This window comes from Rhizobium sp. BK418, assembly GCF_004341105.1.
GTDB lineage: Bacteria > Pseudomonadota > Alphaproteobacteria > Rhizobiales > Rhizobiaceae > Rhizobium.
On record NZ_SLZK01000004.1, the window covers coordinates 536,919 to 556,034 of the forward strand.

19 protein-coding genes are annotated in these 19,116 nt (G+C 60.1%); 1 reads left to right on the plus strand and 18 read right to left on the minus strand.

The genetic code is table 11. The features are described 5' to 3' along the window. Positions 1–87: 87 nt before the first annotated feature. From EV281_RS19335 to EV281_RS19400, 14 genes are all read right to left on the minus strand, one after another. Positions 88–897: a PfkB family carbohydrate kinase gene (locus EV281_RS19335; protein ID WP_132655221.1), complete on the minus strand. Its 810-nt coding sequence runs from the start codon at positions 895–897 to the stop codon at positions 88–90. A gap of 30 nt (positions 898–927) precedes the next feature. After that, positions 928–1,782 carry a phosphonate ABC transporter, permease protein PhnE gene (gene phnE / locus EV281_RS19340; protein WP_132655223.1) on the minus strand — a complete coding sequence of 285 codons (855 nt, stop codon included), beginning with the start codon at positions 1,780–1,782 and terminating at the stop codon, positions 928–930. A 3-nt stretch (positions 1,783–1,785) separates the two neighbouring features. After that, positions 1,786–2,706 carry a phosphonate ABC transporter, permease protein PhnE gene (gene phnE, locus EV281_RS19345; RefSeq protein ID WP_132655225.1) on the minus strand — a complete coding sequence of 307 codons (921 nt, stop codon included), beginning with the start codon at positions 2,704–2,706 and terminating at the stop codon, positions 1,786–1,788. Between the two features lie 67 nt (positions 2,707–2,773). Beyond that, positions 2,774–3,688 (minus strand): phosphonate ABC transporter substrate-binding protein, encoded by a 915-nt coding sequence (gene phnD, locus EV281_RS19350; protein WP_132655227.1) that lies wholly within the window; start codon positions 3,686–3,688, stop codon positions 2,774–2,776. A gap of 56 nt (positions 3,689–3,744) precedes the next feature. Continuing rightward, positions 3,745–4,566 (minus strand): phosphonate ABC transporter ATP-binding protein, encoded by an 822-nt coding sequence (gene phnC / locus EV281_RS19355; RefSeq protein ID WP_132655229.1) that lies wholly within the window; start codon positions 4,564–4,566, stop codon positions 3,745–3,747. A gap of 217 nt (positions 4,567–4,783) precedes the next feature. After that, on the minus strand, positions 4,784–5,956 hold the full coding sequence (locus EV281_RS19360; RefSeq protein ID WP_132655454.1) for an alpha-D-ribose 1-methylphosphonate 5-triphosphate diphosphatase: 1,173 nt from the start codon (positions 5,954–5,956) through the stop codon (positions 4,784–4,786). Next, positions 5,943–6,683 (minus strand): ATP-binding cassette domain-containing protein, encoded by a 741-nt coding sequence (locus EV281_RS19365; protein WP_132655456.1) that lies wholly within the window; start codon positions 6,681–6,683, stop codon positions 5,943–5,945. The genes EV281_RS19360 and EV281_RS19365 overlap by 14 nt, the downstream gene beginning before the upstream one ends. A 21-nt stretch (positions 6,684–6,704) precedes the next feature. Then, on the minus strand, positions 6,705–7,538 hold the full coding sequence (locus EV281_RS19370) for an ATP-binding cassette domain-containing protein (RefSeq protein ID WP_132655231.1): 834 nt from the start codon (positions 7,536–7,538) through the stop codon (positions 6,705–6,707). Continuing rightward, on the minus strand, positions 7,535–8,449 hold the full coding sequence (locus EV281_RS19375; RefSeq protein ID WP_132655233.1) for an alpha-D-ribose 1-methylphosphonate 5-phosphate C-P-lyase PhnJ: 915 nt from the start codon (positions 8,447–8,449) through the stop codon (positions 7,535–7,537). The genes EV281_RS19370 and EV281_RS19375 overlap by 4 nt, the downstream gene beginning before the upstream one ends. Further along, on the minus strand, positions 8,446–9,540 hold the full coding sequence (locus EV281_RS19380; protein WP_132655235.1) for a carbon-phosphorus lyase complex subunit PhnI: 1,095 nt from the start codon (positions 9,538–9,540) through the stop codon (positions 8,446–8,448). Before EV281_RS19380 ends, EV281_RS19375 begins: the two co-directional genes overlap by 4 nt. Beyond that, on the minus strand, positions 9,540–10,085 hold the full coding sequence (gene phnH, locus EV281_RS19385) for a phosphonate C-P lyase system protein PhnH (RefSeq protein WP_132655237.1): 546 nt from the start codon (positions 10,083–10,085) through the stop codon (positions 9,540–9,542). Before phnH ends, EV281_RS19380 begins: the two co-directional genes overlap by 1 nt. Beyond that, positions 10,085–10,543 carry a phosphonate C-P lyase system protein PhnG gene (locus EV281_RS19390; protein WP_132655239.1) on the minus strand — a complete coding sequence of 153 codons (459 nt, stop codon included), beginning with the start codon at positions 10,541–10,543 and terminating at the stop codon, positions 10,085–10,087. The genes phnH and EV281_RS19390 overlap by 1 nt, the downstream gene beginning before the upstream one ends. After that, the gene (gene phnF / locus EV281_RS19395; RefSeq protein WP_132655241.1) at positions 10,536–11,324 is read right to left on the minus strand and encodes a phosphonate metabolism transcriptional regulator PhnF; all 789 of its coding nucleotides are present in this window, start codon (positions 11,322–11,324) and stop codon (positions 10,536–10,538) included. Before phnF ends, EV281_RS19390 begins: the two co-directional genes overlap by 8 nt. Before the next feature lie 297 nt (positions 11,325–11,621). Further along, entirely contained in the window at positions 11,622–12,767 is a 1,146-nt protein-coding gene (locus EV281_RS19400) for a Xaa-Pro peptidase family protein (RefSeq protein WP_245508312.1), read from the minus strand. 96 nt (positions 12,768–12,863) lie between these two features. Here EV281_RS19400 and EV281_RS19405 point away from each other — a divergent pair, with 96 nt between their 5' ends. Further along, positions 12,864–14,162 (plus strand): alpha/beta fold hydrolase, encoded by a 1,299-nt coding sequence (locus tag EV281_RS19405; protein WP_132655245.1) that lies wholly within the window; start codon positions 12,864–12,866, stop codon positions 14,160–14,162. A gap of 31 nt (positions 14,163–14,193) precedes the next feature. On the opposite strand, the gene ugpC is transcribed toward EV281_RS19405, so the two are convergent. From ugpC to EV281_RS19425, 4 genes are read right to left on the minus strand one after another with little or no spacing between them, the layout of a single operon-like run. After that, entirely contained in the window at positions 14,194–15,291 is a 1,098-nt protein-coding gene (ugpC, locus tag EV281_RS19410; RefSeq protein WP_132655247.1) for a sn-glycerol-3-phosphate ABC transporter ATP-binding protein UgpC, read from the minus strand. Positions 15,292–15,301: 10 nt separating this feature from the next. Next, a complete protein-coding gene (locus EV281_RS19415; protein ID WP_132655249.1) occupies positions 15,302–17,233 on the minus strand; it encodes a beta-L-arabinofuranosidase domain-containing protein in 1,932 nt (643 codons plus the stop codon). A gap of 30 nt (positions 17,234–17,263) precedes the next feature. Next, positions 17,264–18,127, minus strand: a complete 864-nt coding sequence (locus tag EV281_RS19420) for a carbohydrate ABC transporter permease (protein WP_132655251.1) — start codon at positions 18,125–18,127, stop codon at positions 17,264–17,266. Then, positions 18,127–19,047 (minus strand): sugar ABC transporter permease, encoded by a 921-nt coding sequence (locus tag EV281_RS19425; RefSeq protein WP_132655253.1) that lies wholly within the window; start codon positions 19,045–19,047, stop codon positions 18,127–18,129. Before EV281_RS19425 ends, EV281_RS19420 begins: the two co-directional genes overlap by 1 nt. Positions 19,048–19,116: the final 69 nt, after the last annotated feature.

The following is a 19,116-nucleotide window of genomic DNA, read 5'->3' on the forward strand; positions in this document are numbered from 1 at the left end:
GAACGGCAGCGACTGCTGATGGCAAAGGGCTGTCAGTTCGACAGGTGAACAATGGAGATCATCAGGTGAGATCTGCAGGCGTGTCTTTCAAGGGCCGGCATGTTCGGAGGCTGCGAGGCGCGCCGCCGCGGCTTTGCAGCCGGCCAATGCTGCCGAGCTGGCATCGAGCCCTCCGATCATGGCATCAATGTAACCGCCGGCAAAATAGTCTCCGGCTCCCGTCGTATCGCGCACCGGGGCGGCGCGCGGCACGTCGACGATAACCTGGTCTTGGCCAGTGACGATTTCGATAGGTTGCATACCACTCGTCAGGACGAGAGTTTCGAGCCGCGGCTCTGCTATCTCGGCAGCTGTCTGCCAGGCGGCTTGTGCTGCACCTTTCATGTCTGAACGCGAAGCGATGAGAACATTCGCGGGTCGGCGCTCGGCAAAGAGCGGATATTGCGACACCACCCGATCGAAATCATCTAGTTGCCGCAGCGCGGTGGCACTCATGGCGCGCGCATTGAGATAGACCAGCGAGGCATCGACTTGCGGCAAGGCCTCGATGCCGGGCCTGCGGCGACCGGCCGGCGCGATGATGGTGCGTTCGCCATTGATGTCGACAAGGATCTCCACTGATGGCGTCGTGCCGGGCACGAGGTCGACAAAATCGGTATTGAAGCCACGCTTGCCAAGATTCTTCAGATAGGCGCGTCCTTCATCATCATCATAGAGGCTGGCAACTAGAACGACTTCGTGGCCGAGATCTAGCAGAACCAGTCCGGTATTGAAGCCGCCGCCGCCATAGCGTTTTTCGATCGACTGGCAGGAGAGCCTCCCGCCCGGCACAAGCGGCCGGTCGAGCCACCAGATCCGGTCCACATTGGCGTTACCGACCACCATTACCCTAGCCATTCAATTTCCCTTGCCACGCTCTTCCGTTGCCTAGCGCACACTGTCGTTCTTGCCAATGATCTTGCCGCGCAGCCAGGCGGAGGTAAGGTCGATAGCGTAGACGACGGCGACGATCAGGAAGATGATCGTCCAGGCTTCCGGCCAGCGATAGGCGGCAATGCGATCCGCCAGCAGAAAACCGATGCCGCCGGCGCCGACGATGCCAAGGATGGTCCCGGAGCGGGTATTGGACTCGAAATTATAGAGCATGATCGACAGGATCACCGGCATGGCCTGAGGCATGATGGCAAGCCGGATGGTCTGCAGCGGTCCGCCGCCAGAGGCCAGGACGCCATCGACGGGTTTGCGCGAGGTGTTTTCGATCGCTTCCGAAAAGAGCTTGGCGAATGTGCCGATTTCCGAGACGGCGATGGCGAAGACGCCCGGAAGCGGGCCGAGGCCGAAGGCGCGGATGAAGATCAGCGCGAGCACGATCTGCTCGACGGCGCGCAGCGCATCGAAACCGCGGCGGGTCGACAGTCGCACCCAGCCGAGCGGCATGATGTTCTTCGCACCGAGAAAGGCGAGCGGAAAGGCGACGAGCGCCCCAAGCAGCGTTCCGAGAAACGCCATCGAGATCGTCTGGCCAAGGCCGACGAGCACATCGCTCCATTCCTGCCACGTCGTCCAGATATAGGGCGGGAACATGAAAGAGAAGATCATCCCGAGCCGCGATAGGCCATTCAGAATGCGTGCAGGCGAGAAGTCGAAGAGATAGAAACCGGCAATGAGCGGCAGGATCAGGGCAGCCGCGCCGGCATAGCGCATCAACCGTACGCGCGGCGACACCTTGAAGGCGTCCGGTACGCGCTGCCGAAGTTCGGAGAGAGAAGAGGCGTCTGTCATGTCTCAGATACTCCGGCTTTCAAAGCCGATGATGCGATGGCGCAGTTTCTCGCTCAGGAAATCGATGATCACGACGGTGACGAGGATGATGACGAAGAGCGCCGAGAGATCGGTATATTCCTGAAGCGACATAGCCGTGCGGATCTCCTGGCCGAGGCCGCCGGCGCCAACATAGCCGATGATCGAGGAGGAGCGGACATTGATCTCGAAACGCAGCAGCGTGTAGCTGATGATATTGGGGATGACCTGGGGGACGACGCCATAGCGCATCTGCTGGAACCAGGTGCCGCCCGAGGCCTTGACGCCTTCCAGCGGCCGCATGTCAATATTCTCGTTGACCTCTGAATACAGCTTGCCGAGCGAACCCGTTGCATGCGTGGCGATCGCCAGCACACCGGCAAGCGGCCCGACACCGAAGCAGAAGACGTAGATCAGCGCCCAGACGATATCCGGAACCGTGCGAATGACCTCCAGATAACGACGGGAAGCGATCAGCAAAAAACCGTTGGGGCTGAGGTTGCGAGCAGCCGGGAAGCTCAGGGTGAAGGCGCCGACGACACCGAAAAACGTCGCGACATAGGCGATCAGGATCGTTTCGCCGAGCAGTTCCAGCCAGACCGGCCAGCGCCAGAACCATTCGGCAAGGTCAGAGCCGAGTGTCTCGATGCGCAGGTGCGGCAAGGTCTTGTAGAGATATTCGCCGAGCCGGGGTAGTGACGCCCATAATTTCCAGGTGGTGATGCGTTCGCCAGAGGGCAGATTGACCTCGGTCATGTCGAAGAAGCCACCCGTCCAGGCCGTCAGCAGCACCGCGGCGGCAAAGACCGCGACTGAAACAAGCTGCATGATTTTGGTGCGACTGCGGATGCGATGGTATTCGGCCTCGAACTGGCGGATGGCGATAGAGGGCGATGCTGTCGTCATGTCTGATCCCGGTCGTGGGAGCGCCAGAGGGCGCGGCGCTCCCGTTGTTTGGCGTCGGTGGAAGATATCAGCCGTTGCGGCGTTGCTTCTTCAGCCAGTCGCGCATGTCGACGATCCACTGGTAACGCTGGTGATTGACATCGACATACCCCTTGGAGGTGGAGTTGTCGCCACCGCTCATTTCCTTGAAGGCGTCGGGCGCCTTTTCAGGCGTTGCCTTTACCGCCGCCTTGACCTCGGCGATCATGTCGGCCGGCAGGTTCGTGCGGGTTGTGAAGGGACCGTTGGTGATCTCAGGCGACTGCCAGATGCGGCAGATCTCGCCCTTCGGGATCATGCCCTTGGATTCCATGCGCTGCGGTATGCCGCTGATGTCGTTGTTGATATAGGTCGCCGCAGCATCGAACTGCTTGTTGGCAACCGCCATCACGCCGGTCTCGTGTGCGCCGGAGAAGGGAATGGCAGAGAAGAAGGTCTTAGGATCGTAGCCTTGCTTAACGAGGTTATAGTAGGGCACGGCGTAGCCGGAGGTCGAATCCGGATCGGCGAAGGCGAGAACCTTGCCCTTGAGGTCGTCGACCGACTTGTAGCCGGAATCGCAGCGAACGGTGACGACGGAATAGTAGCCGGTCGAGCCGTCCTGTTCCTGGCCGGCGAGCAGCGGCTCAACGCCACCATTGGTCTCGGTATAGGCGGCAGCATAGGCCGAGGAGCCGAGGAAGGCGAATTCGATCTGGTCGGATGCAAGCGCCTGGATGACGCCGTCATAATTGCCGGCGGTGAAGATCTCGACCTTCACGCCGAGTTCCTTTTCAAGATACTGCTGGAAGCCGACGCGGCGTGCGATACGGTCCTTTTCGTTCTCGCCCGAGAGAACGCCGAGGCGGATCGTCTTGTACTGGTCTTTCCAGCCGTCGGCGTGGGCCTCGCTGGAAAGGGCAAGCGCAGCCGTTACGGCCGCAAGCATGAGGACGTTTTTCATTCCAACTCTCCTGTTGCAAAAAGAAGCCCGCGGCCTGGCGCCGCCGCGGGCGAAACTCATACCGCCTGGTAAACCTTTTCTTTTGTGGCTCGACCTGCGTTGAATGAGGTGGATGTCACGGCCTCGTCGATTTCTGCGTCGTAATCGTCGGTACCGTAAATTTCGCGGACCCGCTCCTGGGTCAGATCCGCCGGCGCGCCGTCAAAGCGCACCCGCCCGGCCCGCATGGCAATGATGCGTTCGCAATAGTTCCGGGCAGTATCGAGCGTATGAAGATTGACCAGAACGGTAATGCCGTCCTCGCGGTTGATCTTACGCAGCGCCTCCATGACCCGCGTCGCATTGGCCGGGTCGAGCGAGGCGATCGGCTCGTCGGCAAGCATGATCTTCGGGTTCTGTACCAGCGCCTTGGCGATGGCCACGCGCTGCTGTTGTCCGCCCGACAGGGTACCGGCCCGCTGCAGCGCCTGCGGCACGAGGTCGAGCCGGTCGAGTGCGCGGATTGCCATCTCCTTTTCCTCGTCCGTGAAACGGCGAAGCATGGAAGAGATAAAGCCGTGCTGGGCGACGCGGCCGATCAGCACATTGGTCAGCACATCCATGCGCTCGACCAGATTGAACTGCTGGAACACCATGGCGCAGGAGGCGCGCCAGAGGCGCAATTCACGGCCGCGCAGCTTGGTAATGTCCTTGCCGTCGAACATGATGGTGCCCGATGTCGGATCGACCAGGCGATTGATCAGCCGGAGCAACGTCGACTTGCCGGCGCCACTGCGACCGATAATGCCGACCATTTGCCCGGCATCGATCGAAAGATTTACATCGTCGACCGCGTGTGTTTGACCGAATTTCTTCCTGAGAGAGTGAAGTTCAAGCACCGGAAAACCTCTGCTTGTCAGAAACGCCAAAGACGAACCTGAATTATACTTAATATCAGTCTATGAAATAAAATATAACATTCCAATGTGACAGTTTTATTAAGTAATTTCTCAATATTTGCCGATAGTTACGCTATTTCTATCAAGTAATACATCCGGAATTTCCGGATGTATTTTGTCGCAGGAGAGCGCGTGACGCCTTGCTGCATCAGGCCACTTACGCAGCCCGTTGAAATCGCCGGACAATTCCGTCTGAGTAAACCTGCTTGCCCCGGCAGAAGGTGGCTCGTACCCGCGGAAGGCGGCCATGCTCGGCGATGACGAGATCGGCACGAAGCCCGACTTCGATTGCGCCCCGGTCCATAAGCCCGAGCGCTCGGGCGGGGTTGGCGCTGACCAGCGCGACAGAAGCCGCCAACCCGCCCGATCCAGCTTCGGCGAGCGCGATCGCCGCCGGAAGCATGGCGGAGGGATGATAATCACTTGCCAGGATATCGAGAACGCCGCGTTCATAGGCCTCGCGTGCAGAAAGGTTGCCTGAATAGGACAGACCGCGAAGCGCGTTCGGTGCGCCCATGGCCGTTGCAAGTCCGAGCTTGCGGGCCTCTTGTGCTGCGGCCATCGTCACCGGAAATTCGCTGATGCGTGCACCCAGCCCTTCGACGATCACGACTTTCTCGATGCTATCATCGTCGTGGGAGGCAATGATGACGCCGTGGTCTCGGGCCGTTGCTGCAATGCCTTCAAGATTGTCGACCGCGTCATTGTTCTGGGCGCGGTTTTCCATGCGTTCGCGCACGCGATGGGCAGCCTGTTCGATCGTGATCTTGTTGTTGCGCGCGATCGTCTCGATATGCCGCTCGACATCGCGGTACTGGCCCTGACCCGGCGTATGGTCCATCAGCGAGACGAGATCGAGCGCACCGGCCCGCAGCAGATCCTCGATCACGACTCGGGCATGAGTGAAAGTGATTTCGAAGCGCGCATGAACCCTGTGGTCGATCAGAAGATCGTTCTTCCGGAGCTCGACGAGTGTCTGGATGATCGAGCGCGAATGTTCTTCCGAGCGAATGTGTCCGTAGCCGCTATTGGCATGGAAGGACAAAGCCGCGTATGCGGTGGTGATGCCGTTGCCGGCGAGCTTCTTATCGAGTTCGAAGATGCCGAGTTCCAGTGGGAAGCGCACATTCGGCCGAGGCTCAATCTCGCGTTCGATCATATCGCCGTGCATGTCGATGAAGCCAGGAAGCAGCAGCCTGCCACCGCCGTTGATATCGGCTGAGGCCACCGGATCTTCCCTGACGTCGGCGATGAAACCATCTTCGATCCGGACTGCGCCGCGCGGTATGGTTCTATCGCGCAGTACGATTTCGAAATCACTCAGCCACATCATATGCTCCATCTTGGATCTGTCGGGTGTGAAGACTGATTTCGCGGTCAATGAGATCCGCGACGTCGTCGGGGTGGTGAAAAACGCCAATCATCGCAACGCCAGCAGCTTTCAGCTCAGCGAGGCGGGCAACGAGGGCGCGGCGGGCATTCTTGTCGAGCGAGGCGGTCGGCTCGTCGAGAAACAGAAGCCGTTGCGGCAGGATGAGCGCACGCGCCAGATTGACCTTTTGCTGTTCGCCGCCAGAGAAGGTGGAGGGGTAGGCGGCCCAGAGGTCGGGCTTGACGCCGAAGGCGGACAGCCATCGGCGGGCCTCGTCGATCGCTTCGCCGTAAGGCCGACCGGCAAGCCGCAGCGGCTCAGCGACCAGCTCTTCGGCAGCCACACGCGGACGCGCCTGCAGGAACTGCGTCACGAAGCCGATCTCCCGCTTGCGCAGAAAGGCTATATCGACATCGGCTGCAACCGTCAGGTCGATGACCCCTTCGCGGGTGTGATAATAGGCGTGGCCCGCCCGCGGTATGTAGGAGCGATAAAGCGTGCGCAGCAATGTCGATTTGCCTGCGCCGTTTTCGCCTGTCAGCAGGATGAATTCGCCCTCATGCAGTTCGAAATCAACCTTGTCGAAGGCATGGAGCGTGCGCTTGAGATGATGCATCTCGAAATGCTTCGCCAATCCCTGAACTGAAAGGATCGTCTGCGCTGCGGTGGCAGGATGTGTATGCATGTTCACCGGGTCAGTCTCCTGTCAAAGCTTCGCATGCACGAGCTGCTGCGTATATTCATGCTGCGGATCCTGGAAGATCTGATCAGCAAGGCCTTCCTCCACGGCTTCGCCGTTGCGCATCACCATCACACGATCCGCCATGGTGCGGATAACACCGAGATCATGCGAAACGATGACGATGGTGATACGGCGCTCGCGCTGCAGACGCTTCAGCGTGTCGAGGACCAGCGCCTGAACACTAACATCGAGGCCTGTTGTCGGCTCGTCGAGCAGCAGGAGCGCAGGTTCGAGCGCGATTGCCTTCGCAAGCTGCACGCGCTGCTGCATGCCGCCGGAGAGTTCCGCGGGGCGGGCATCCATGCGCGCGGCCGGAAATTCCGAGGCATCGAGCGCGTCTTTCGCGCGTGCACGAAGAATGGCGAAATTCCGCTCGCCGGCAATCAGCAGCCGTTCGGCAACATTGCCGCTGCTCGTGTGGTTCATCCTGAGGCCAAGATGCGGGTTTTGGTAGACGATGCCGATATGGCGCGCCCGCAGCATTCGCCGCTCGAAACGGTCGAGCGTGAAGAGATTGAGGTCCTCACGGCCGGGAAGCGCTAGCCGGTATTCACCGTTATCTGGCCTGTCTTCGAGGTTCATCATCCTGAGCAGGGTCGACTTGCCGGAACCGGATTCGCCGACAATGCCGAGCACTTCGCCCGGATAGGCGGTAACATCGACGCCTCGCAGCGCCTGGACATCGCCGAAGCTCTTGCGGATACCGTTCATCGCCAGGATGGGAGAGGACAGCATCAGCCGAGGTGGTTGGCGCATCGAGGCAGAGGGATCGGAGGCGGAGAAATTTACGGCGGTCATTGCTCGATCCTCCCCTGCTTGTAATAGGTTTCGCCGATAGCAACGGTCTCACCATCCCGCTTGCGGATATGCTTGACGCCATACTGGCTGTCGGAGACTTCGAAACTCGATGAGCCGTCGTCCTGCGGCAGCTCGTTCATGAAATAGCCTGTTACGCCGCTACGATGACAAATCTTGTCAGCATGATCCTCGACCCGGTAGGGCACGTCGTCGAAGACGAGCGGCTCGACGCGCGTATAGGGCGGGACGGCATGGATGCGTTTTTCGCGGCCGGCCGAAAGGATGGTGAGGTTTGCCGCCTGGTTCATCTTCGGCACGTCCCAGCGCGGGATCGGTGACGGGGTCATGACATGTCGGCCGTTGACCATGCTGGGATAGCTGGAACCTTGCATGATGCGGCCCGAGCGCACGAGCTGCTCGTAAAGCGTCAGCCAGAGCTGACCATAATCGGCGTCGCCATGCATGATGCGCGCTTCCGACATGTCCGGCTGGACGGGCCGCAACGGTTCGGGATTGGGAACCTGCAACACGAGGATTTGGTCCTCACGCAGCTTCTCCTCCGGAATGCGGTGGCGCGACTGGATGATATCCGCCTCCAGCGTGTCCAGCGTCTCCTTGGCCGAGCTGACGCGGCGCAGGAATTTGCGGATGCTGCTGGCATTCACGGAATCGTCGGCGCCCTGGTCGATGACCTTGACGATCGAGGTGGGTTTCAGGAGCGTCAGCGTCACCTGCAGGCCGCCCGTTCCCCAGCCACGAGCGATCGGCACTTCGCGGCTTGCATAGGGGACCTGATAACCGGGAATGGCAATGGCTTTCAGGATGCGGCGGCGCATCTCGCGCTTGGCGGATTCATCCAGGAAGCCGTAGGTGAAGGCCGCCCAGGGTTTTGTCAGTTGATCGAGTTTCACGGCATTGCCTTTTCGAGTTCGGCCTGCTTGACCGCGCCGTCCTGCGGCGCGCTGGTTTCATTCGCTTTGTCGGCCTTCACGCGCCTGATCGCATCGAGGCTCGACTGGAAGGTCACGTAATGCGGCAGCTTGAAGTGAATGCAGAAGCCCGAGCTTTCGACGGGTTCCGTATGGTAGAGGATAAACTCCTCGTTCGACGCCGGATGCGGGTTTGGCTGGTTGGAGGCAAGATCGAGCGAGGCGGCGGCGATCACTTTGACCTCATTCCAGCCGAAGGTGGCAGAAAAGCCGAGTTCCAGCCCTTTGCTCTTGGAGATGACCTCGCTCTGGCTGACGCGCACGCGTCCGGCACTGAAGAGCGTACCGCGGGGATGGCGGATACGGACCTTGGCCTCGCCGAGCCTGAGCTCGTTGACGGTCGGATGTACACTGCCATAACCGCGCATGGTCGAGTAGCCGAGCGCCAGCGTGCCACCGGTATCGGCGCGTGCCAGGCTCTGCAGCTTGTGGGCGCGGCTCGCCGGAAAGAGTAGCGGCTCACGCGTTACGTCGGGGATCTCGTCAAGCGGTATGTCCTTGGTCGGCGTTTCGGCGATCAAGCCCTGCGCCTTCTGCCAGTCAGTCAGCGAGGGCTGCGTGGCGGGTGCCGGCTTGTCCGCAGATTCCACAGGTTCGGGAATAAAAGTCGCTCCATTCAAGACGTCGACATTCAGCAGCCGGTGCGAGTAGTCGAGCGTTGGTCCCAGGATCTGGCCGCCCGGAATATCCTTGAAGGCGGCCGAAATACGCCGCACCGTGAAGAGATCCTGCTGGCAAACCGGCTCGGCGATCGTCAGGCGCGGCTGGGTCGTGCGATAGGCACGCAGCAGCAATACCGCCTCATAGAGATCGCCGCCGGACTGGGCGAGCGCAAGTGCGGCAAGTTCAGGCGCATACAGAGAAGCCTCGCCCATGACGCGGTCGACGAGATAGGGAAGGCTCTCGCCGATCGCGTCGACGCGGGTCTTGTCGATCTGCCCAAGCTCTTCGCGATAGAGACGCTCGGACTGTTCAATGGCGTGTTCGCCGCCACGTGTTGCAACATAGGCCATCAGAGCACCTCTATCTTCGTGGAGCGGGGAATGCCGATAAGGCTTGCGCCGTCGGCAAGATAAATGTCCCAGCCGAGGGGATAACGGATGGCTTCGGCGCGCAGTGCCCAGAAATCCGAATGGACGCCGCCAATCATGATATCGATGGAACCATTGACGCCAGGGCCGGTGAGGCGAAGCATCGTCCCCGAGCCGATCTGCGCTTCAGCGAAAATCGTCGCCGAGGCATCGGGATAGAGGAGGTTGCCACCCAGCATCACCGACAGGGTAGAAATCTCTGCAGGACCACCGAGCGATGCGAAAACATATTCGGCCTCCGGCAGGGCAACGGCATTCGCGCCGGTCCTGGCAATCTCGGCCTTCAGTCTTTCATCGAAGCAGAAGAAGCTGCACTCGCGGTCGAGCAGGCTTTCGGCCAGCGCGAGCAGACCCGGAAAGGGTAGAGGCTGGGCGCGGCCGGGGCGGGCAAGCGCCCACATCAGCGCATCGAATGTCGCGTTGGTGCGCATGTCTTCAATGGTCGGAAGGAGCAAGGTCTGGTTCATCAGAAGGTCTCCATCCGCACGCGCGTCGCCTCGACCTTGCGCAGCCTGATATCGTCATCCTGTGTCTGACGGCTCTGTTCGCTTGTCAGGAAATTCACGATGCCAGCCTTGCCGATATCACTCGCGAAGCTCGCATCGATGACCGCCATGGCCATCGCATGTTCGAGATCGCGTCCGACGACAGCGCCATAACCCTCTGTGCCATGAGCCGGCAGGCGGATATGGGCTTCGGCCATCAGCACCTCGCCGAGGTGGAAAGCGGTGTTCTGGACGGTGTCGATATAGGGCAACATCGCAAGGCCGGTGCGGTTCAAGAGAACCTCCACCGGCCCGAGTTCATCGAGCAAATCCTCTGCAACTGCCTTGATTCCTTCGGCATCGGCCCTGGCAAGTATGTCGAGCATGCTTGCATGGCTGAAGCTGGCAGGGGGCGCGCCGGCTTCCATGGTGTCATTCATCGTCCTGTCCTTTCGCCGTGGTCGCGACGCGATCCTCCGGCCCGTTGTCAATGCTGAATTGCACGCGCTCTCCGGCCCAGACCGTCTCAGAATAGGCGATTGGCCGGCCTTCCATGTCGACGTCGGTCTTTTGGACGACCAGCACCGGCTGCTGCGGCGACTGGGCGAGAAGCTGCGCTTCATCGCCGATCGCGCGACGGGTGAGGATCATCGTGGTCTGCCGGACATAATCGGGGATGCCGAAGGCAGCGTAGATGCTGGTGACGGATTCCCCTGCGCGGCGGCGCAGATGCATGTTAGGGAAGCGCTCGACCGGATGGTAGGAGTGGCTGAGGCTGATCGGCACATCGTCGGCAAAGCCACGCCGGGCGATCATATAGACCTTTGCACCTTCGGGAAGCTTCAGCGCCGCGGCGACGCCGGGTGGCGCAGCGATCTCAGACTCCGAGACCGGCTGGCCGGAGGGCACGCGCCCCTGTTCCAGGAGATTTTTGCGGAAACGTGTTCGCCGGGCGATATTGTAGGTGAGGACTGAATGCTCTTCCACAAAGGTGCCGCGACCCTGCTCAACCCGCACCTTGCCGGCAGAGGCCAACTCGGCGATCGCCCGTCGAACGCTATGACGGCCGACCTTGAACTGCTCCATGATCTCGGCTTCGGTTGGCAGCCGACTTCCGGGTGGAAGGGCACCCGAAGCAATATCCCTATTGATCTGTTTCTCGACGATCTGCCATTGGCCCGACCGCGATCTCGCGTCGATCGAATGTTGTTCCTCAATCATTCGGATGAATCCTAAATTCATTCGGATGACTTTAACATAGCTGTTATCAGTGACGCTTTTGTGTAAGCGGCGCAATTTTTATGACACCAATCGCTATGTCGGGATGACAGGGCGCGGAAGAAAATGGGATCGAAACAGCGGCCCTGCGATAACGAGCGGTTCCCGCCGCAGAATCGTTTCATCCATGATCGACCTATGGTGGTCGAGGCAGATATTGGCTGCACTTGATGCCTGACACCGTCCGCTCCTAGGGATCGGCGGCGTCAGCTGAGTTCGTCGAGCTTATGCGTGAAAGACTCAGACCGCGTAGGGATTGGCCGCCGGTGTCGTGAACCAATGCGCGCCGTCTTCGCCCATATGAATATGGTCTTCGAGGCGGACGCCGAATGCACCGGGGAAGACGATCATAGGCTCGTTCGAGAAGCACATGCCCGGTGCCAGCGGCGTCTGGTTGCCTCGGACGATGTAAGGCGCTTCATGGATGTCGAGGCCGAGACCGTGGCCGGCGCGATGCGGCAGGCCGGGCAGGCGGTAGTCCGGACCGAGGCCGTGGTGGGCAAACTTGTCGCGGGCGGCCGCATCAAGGCTTTCGCAGGGCGCGCCGAGTTTTGCTGCGTCGAATACGGCCTGCTGCCCCTCGCGCTCGATCGCCCAGGCGCGTTCGAACGCATTATTATCTCCTTCCAGCATGTAGGTACGGGTCAGATCGGAATGATAGCCATCGAGGCGGCAGCCTGTATCGACGAGAATGACATCGCCCGCCTGCAGGATCTGTTCGCCGTCTGCGCCGTGCGGCAGCGCGGTCGCTCCCCCGAAGGAGACGATGCAGAAGCTCGAGCCACCATCCGCGCCTGCCGCGCGATGCTGCTGGTCGATGAAGCGCACCACGTCGGACGCGGCTGTACCGGGCGTGAGTGTGTCGCGGACCTTGCGGTGGATATCCAGCGTAAGGCCCATCGCATATCGGATGAGGGCGATTTCCGCTGACGATTTGATGGCACGCAGGGCCCGGATGACAGGCCCGCCATCCACGAGACGTGTTGCGCCCATCTGTGCCGTGAAGGCATGATAGAAGGCAAGCGGCAACGCATCGTCGAGAGCGAGTTTGCCTGTCGACCCGACGAGCCGCGAGACGAGTGCTGCCGGGTTTTCCTCCTCTTCCCAGACGGCGATATCACCCGGCAGATGCGGCAGCGTTTCGACGCGGCTGCGCTCGAAACCGGGAACGATATAAATCAGCTTGTCATCAGTCACGACCGCGCCAAGCAGCCGTTCGCTCAGGTGCCAGACGAGGCCGGTGAAATAGCGTAAGCTTTCGGTTGGGCCGAGCAGAGTGGCGGCGATGCCGCTCACCTGCATGCGTTCGCGCAGGCGCGACAGGCGCGCATGCCGTTCTTCGTCAGTAATGGCTGCGACGGGATGGGACCAGGCTGCAAGAGACACGCTATCTATCCGTAAATTTTGCCGAAATTGAATGCTTGATTCCAGCATAGGGCAATTGTAGGCACTGTGTCGACAAACAATCTACAGGATTTGATTATGCTCGTCAGCGAATACACGATCCCCGGCGTTCATATCCGCGACCATCTCGTCGACGTGCCGCTCGACTGGAAAAGGCCTGATGCCACAGCGATCAAAGTCTTCGCACGCGAGGTCTGTGACCCCGCCCGAAAACAGGAAAAGCTGCCTTTCCTGCTGTTTTTGCAGGGCGGTCCTGGCGGCAAGTCGCCACGTCCGGTGGGTGGTGGACCGTCCTGGTTGGGTGAAGCACTTAAAAATTACCGTGTCGTGCTGCTCGATCAGCGCGGCACCGGCCGGAGCACCCGCATCGAGAGCGCCACCGTGGCAGCATTTGCGGACGGGAAGGCCGGTGCTAAGTATCTCAGCCATTTTCGCGCCGACAGCATCATCGCCGATTGCGAGCATATCCGGAAGACCGTGTTCGGCGGGGTGCGCTGGGAGACCCTTGGTCAGAGCTATGGCGGCTTCCTGACGCTGACCTATCTGTCCGAGGCGCCGGAGGGACTGGCCGCCTGTTATGTCACCGGCGGATTGGCCGGGCTTTCGGCAACGGCCGATGATGTCTATCGCCGCACCTATCCGCGTGTTGCGGCCAAGAACCGGGAATATTATCAGCGCTATCCGGCTGATCGCAACCGGATCACGCGTATCGCCGAGCGTATTGCCGCCGATGATGTACGGCTTCCGGATGGTGATCGCCTGACAGTGCGCCGGTTACAGACCATCGGCATCGATTTCGGCATGGCACCAGGATACGAGAATGTGCACTGGCTGGTCGATGAGGCATTTTCCGATCCGGAGGAAACCCGTTTTTCCGATGCATTCCTGGCTTCGATCACATCGCTGACGTCCTATGACGGGAACCCGATGTTTGTCGTCCTGCAGGAGAGCATTTATGGGCAGGGCAACGGCGCGACCGGTTGGGCGGCGGAACGCATCCGGTCAGAGTTCGCCGAATTTAGTGAGGCAAGCCGGCCGCTCTATCTCACCGGCGAGATGATGTATCCGTGGATGTTTGAGGAAATTCGTTCATTGCGGCCGTTCCGCGCTGCCGTTGAAGCGCTGGCACGTTACGATGGGTTCGAGCCGCTTTACGATCCTGCCCGGCTGGTGTCGAACGAGATCCCGGTCGCCGCGGCGGTCTATTTCGACGACATGTATGTCGATGCCGAACTGTCGCTCGCGACTGCTCGTGACGTCGGAAATGTCCGAACCTGGGTGACGAATGAATTCGAGCATGATGGTGTGCGCCAGTCGCCGGCCGTCTTCACACGTCTGAGACAAATGGTGCGCGATCACGGCGATCCCCTCGGTTAATGAGGGAACCCCTTTTGGCCACCCGCGGACGTCAGGCCGAAAGCGACCTGCCACCGACGGGATCGAAAAGATGCATGCGGTTCATATTGAAGGAGAGCGGCATTTTCGTGCGCGGGCGCGGATTGCTCTCAGGATCGACATTGGCGCAGATGCTGACCGGGCCGATGTCGAAATAGATCATCGTCTCCGGTCCGAGCGGCTCCACCAGCTCGATATTAGCCTCTAAGGTTTCAAAACCTGGTTTCGGCGTCGTGCTTGAAATCGATTCCGGTCTGATGCCGAAGACGACGGGTTTGCCCGCATGCGCCCGATATTCTGAGACCCGTGCCTGCGGAACGGCAAGGCGGCTGCCGTTCTGGAGGACGACGATCAGTCCGTCTCTGTCTGCCTCAAGCGTTGCATTCAGGAAATTCATCGACGGCGAGCCGATGAAGCCGGCCACGAACTGGCTGACCGGGTGATGATAGAGTTCCTGCGGCGGCCCGGCCTGCTCGATGATGCCGCCATTCATCACGACAACGCGGTCGGCCATGGTCATGGCCTCGACCTGGTCGTGGGTGACGTAGACGGTTGTGGTCGGCAGCAATTGGTGCAGACGCTTGATCTCGGTGCGCATCTGCACGCGCAGCTTGGCGTCGAGATTGGACAGCGGCTCGTCGAACAGGAAGACCTTGGGGTTGCGCACGATGGCACGGCCCATGGCGACGCGCTGACGCTGTCCGCCCGACAACTGGCCGGGACGTCGCGACAGGAGTTCTGTAATATGCAGCGTCTCGGCCGCACGGCTGATGCGCGCGTCTATCTCCGCTTTCGGCAGTTTCTGCTGTTCAAGGCAGAAGGAGATATTTTCCCTGACACTCATATGCGGGTAGAGCGCATAGTTCTGGAACACCATTGCAATGTCGCGTTTTCCTGGGCCAAGCCGGTTGACGACCTGATCGCCGATGACGATATCGCCGCCGGTGATGTGTTCCAGTCCGGCGATCATGCGCAGGGTCGTCGACTTGCCGCAGCCGGACGGGCCGACGAAGACGACGAATTCGTTGTCTTCGATGTTGAGATTGATGCCGCGCACAGCTTCGTAGATCCCGTAGGATTTGATCACATTGCGCAGTTCAAGTCGTGCCATTGTGATCTCCTTACTTTTCGTGCAGCCAGACGGCCATTGCGCCCGGCTCTCGGTTTGCCCAGAGATGGTAGGGAATTGCCCGAAAACGCGTCGGCTTCAGCGCCGGCGGTTGAGTGCGGTAGAGCGTCTCCTGCCAGTCGGATGCATCGGCTTCGAGCGCATCACCTTCGAGGATCGTGGCACCGCCGAGAAGCGTTGCATCGAAGCGTGCGACAATGTCCCCCTGTGAGGGCAATCTGAGACGTTGTGGCTCCGTACCGAGATCGGCTTCCTCGACGCAGAAAATCACCGGACCTCTGCGCAGCGCAAAACGGCCATTGTCCTCTGTCGCAGCGGGATGAGCGTAGAGACGATCGACCGGCATATCGAAGGCGAGGCGAACCTCGTCGCCATCCCTCCATTCGCGTTCGAGCGCCGCATAGCCCTTGGTAATATCGAGCTTGGCCGCCTCGCCGTTGACGAAAGCGTGAGCATCGCGGCACCAGCCGGGAATGCGCAGTCGCAGGGTGAAGCGCTTTGGCTGCATTAGACCAAGCGATATCCTGACATCACCGTTCCACGGATATTCCGTGTTCTGCGTCAGGCGCAGGAAGCTATTGCCAAATGAAAGCTCCGCGGTGTTTTCGCCGTAGAGATGAATTGCGACCCCATCAGCCTTGGTCGAGTAGAAATATTGACCCAGCGAGGTGATGAAGCGGGCGATATTGGTTGGGCAGCAGGGGCAGTAGTGCCATTTCCAGCGACGGTTCTGGCCGTGGCTTTCGAGCACGTTCTCATAGAAATAGTGCTCGCCGTCTCGCGAGATGCCCGACAGAGCGCCGTTGTAGAGAACTGTCTCGAGCTTGTCGGTGAACTTGCTGTCGAGTTCGATCTGTGCCATGCGATGGCTGAAGAAGCCGAGCGCCACAGCCGCACAGGTCTCGGCATAGGCGGTTTCGTTGGGCAGATCATATTCGCGGGTAAAGCCCTCGTTCGACGCCGACGGGCCAAGGCCGCCGGTGACATAGAGCTGGCGTCCCACCAGATTGTCAAACAGCCGGTCGCAAGCACTTTTCAGGCTTTCGTCGTCGTTTTCGAAGGCGAGATCGGCCATGGCCGAGAACAAATACATGGCTCGCACTGCGTGACCCACGACTTGCGTCTGCTCGCGTACCGGCATGTGCGCCTGGCTGTAGGCATAGGTGTGGAACACATAATTGGCCGGATCGTCACCGCGCTTGCGCGCCTCTTCGTCATAATAGGAGGGCATCTGACCGCGCTCGTCGACGAAATACGTGGCGAGCTTGAGGTGGCGTGGATCTTTGGTGACGCGATAGAGTTTGACCAGCGCCAGCTCGATTTCCTCATGCGCATCATAGCCGCGCAACTTGCCCGGCTCGCGGCCGAAAGTGTCGATGATATGATCGACGGCGCGGATCATTACGTCCAGGAAGCGGCGTTTGCCGGTTGCTTCGTAATAGGCGACGGCGCCTTCCAGCAGATGGCCCATCGAATACATTTCATGCAGGTCGCGCAAGTTGGTCCAGCGCTTCTCCGGCTCGCGGCGGATGAACCAGCTGTTCAGGTAACCGTCGGCCATCTGGCCGTGTTCAAGCTTTTCGACTATCGCGTCGATCTTGGCTTCGATATCGGGGTTCGGGTTGTTCTTCAGTGTGTAGCTTGCCGCCTCGATCCATTTGCCGAAATCGGAATCGAAGAAATGCTGCATCGACAGCCCGCTCGGCTGGATCGGCCGGACCAGCGGGCCGGCGGGCTTGTCGAAGTCGAGCACTTCGAGAAAGCCCTCCTCATCGAGCCGCATATGCTGGGTGGGGATCGTCACATCACGGACGGTTTCTGTCCAACTTTTCCAGAAGCCACCATTGAAGGCGACGCGTGTATGGTCGGCTGGAACGTAGCGGTCGATCGAGGTTCGTGACTGGGATTTCTGGGCGATAGGCATGAAAACTCCTTGAGCGGACGGGGCCGCGTCTCATTTCACGGCGCCGGCCGTCAGGCCGCGCACATAATAGCGTTGCAGAAGAAGGAAGAGGATGATGCAGGGGATCATGGTGACCGCGATACCGGCCTGCAATGCGCCCCAGTCGATAATGCCGTAGAGACCGGAGGATACGTTTACCAGCATGATCGGCAGAGTGAACTTGTTCTGATCCGACAGGAAGATGAGGGCGGCCAGAAACTCGTTCCACGAATTCAGGAAGGCGAACATCGCCACCGTCGCGACGCCGGGCAGTGCAATCGGCAGCATGATGCGGCGCAGGATCGTCGCCTGCGAGGCGCCGTCGATGCGAGCCGCTTCGATCAGCGCCTTCGGCACGGCATCAAAGGCATTGCGCATCATGAAGACGGAGAAGGGCAGCTGGAAGGTGACATAGATCAGCACCAAGCCGACAAGGCTGTTCTGCAGCCCGAGGAGCTTCAGGATCAGGAACAGTGGTGTGAGGATCGACTGGAATGGGATCATCATCGTCGCCATGATCAGCACGAAGAGGATCGATTGGCCGGGAAATCTGAACTTTGAGAAGCCGTAGCCCGCAGGTACCGAAACGACGACCGTCAGCACGACCGTGCCGATCGCGATCACCACCGAGTTGGCGGCGTAGACATACCAACCGGCGCCGACATTCTCGAGCCGCCGGTAATTCTCCAGCGAGAAAGTCTTGGAGAACAATGCTGCCGGATTAGCGAGCGCTTCTGCGGCTGGTTTGAAGGAGTTCGCCAGCGACCAGACGATCGGCATGATGAAGAAGATCGCAAACACGATCGATGCGAGCAGGAAGAGCAGATAGCCCGTTTGGCCGCCGCGCGGGTTGGTGCTTGTTGTCGGCTGGGTCATCAACCTTCCTCCGGGCGCTCGCGCAGCAGCACGAATTGGATGGCACTGATGGCGACCAGCACGACCAACAGCGCAAAGGAAAGTGCTGAACCATAACCGAGCCGATAGGACGAGAAGGACGCGAGATAGATGGAGAACACCGCGGAGATCGTGCTGTTTTCCGGCCCGCCCTGGGTGATGATGAAGAACTGATCGAAGGCGAGCATGGAGGAGGTGACGTTGAGCACCAGCGCCAGCACCAGCGAATTGCGCATCAGTGGCAGGGTAATGCGGCGGAAGCGGCTGAGGACGCTTGCGCCATCGATCTTGGCGGCCTCGATCACATCGTTGGAAATGCCCTGCAGACCAGTCAGCAGAATGACCATGGTGAAACCTGCCGTCTTCCAGACAACCATCAGGATGATCACGGCCAGCGCCGGCCAGAAGCTTTCGAGCGGACGCGGTGCCGAACTGATCAGGCCAATGCCGCGCAGAACCTGTGTGAAGACGCCGCTATCGGGATTAAGCAGCCACATCCAGAGCGTGGAGGCGGCACCAAAGCCGATGACGACAGGCATGAAGAAGATGGTGCGGAAGAAGCCGGCCGAGCGCAACGGGCGATCGACGAGTAATGCCAATGGAAAGGCCACCACGAAAATAGCCGCCGTCACCAGCACGGTATAGAGCATTGTGAAGCCCAGCGAATGCCAGAGCTGCATATCGCCAAGCAGTTCGCTGTAATTGGCTAAACCAATGAATTTCTTCCGGCCGAGCAGCGGCCAGTTGTAGAAGCTCATCCATATAGTCATGGCGAGTGGGACGAGAAACAGCACCAGGATGAAGAGGAAGCCGGGCAGGATGAAGGCCAGCCCCAGCCAACCCTTCGGCTCCGGCTCCCCGGAAACCGGCTGTCTGAGATGAGTTGTCGGCGTGTCGACCACTATTTTTCCTCGAAATTTCAGAACCGCGCGTCGGCAATCCGCAAGCGGCGGGGCGGAAGACCGCCCCGC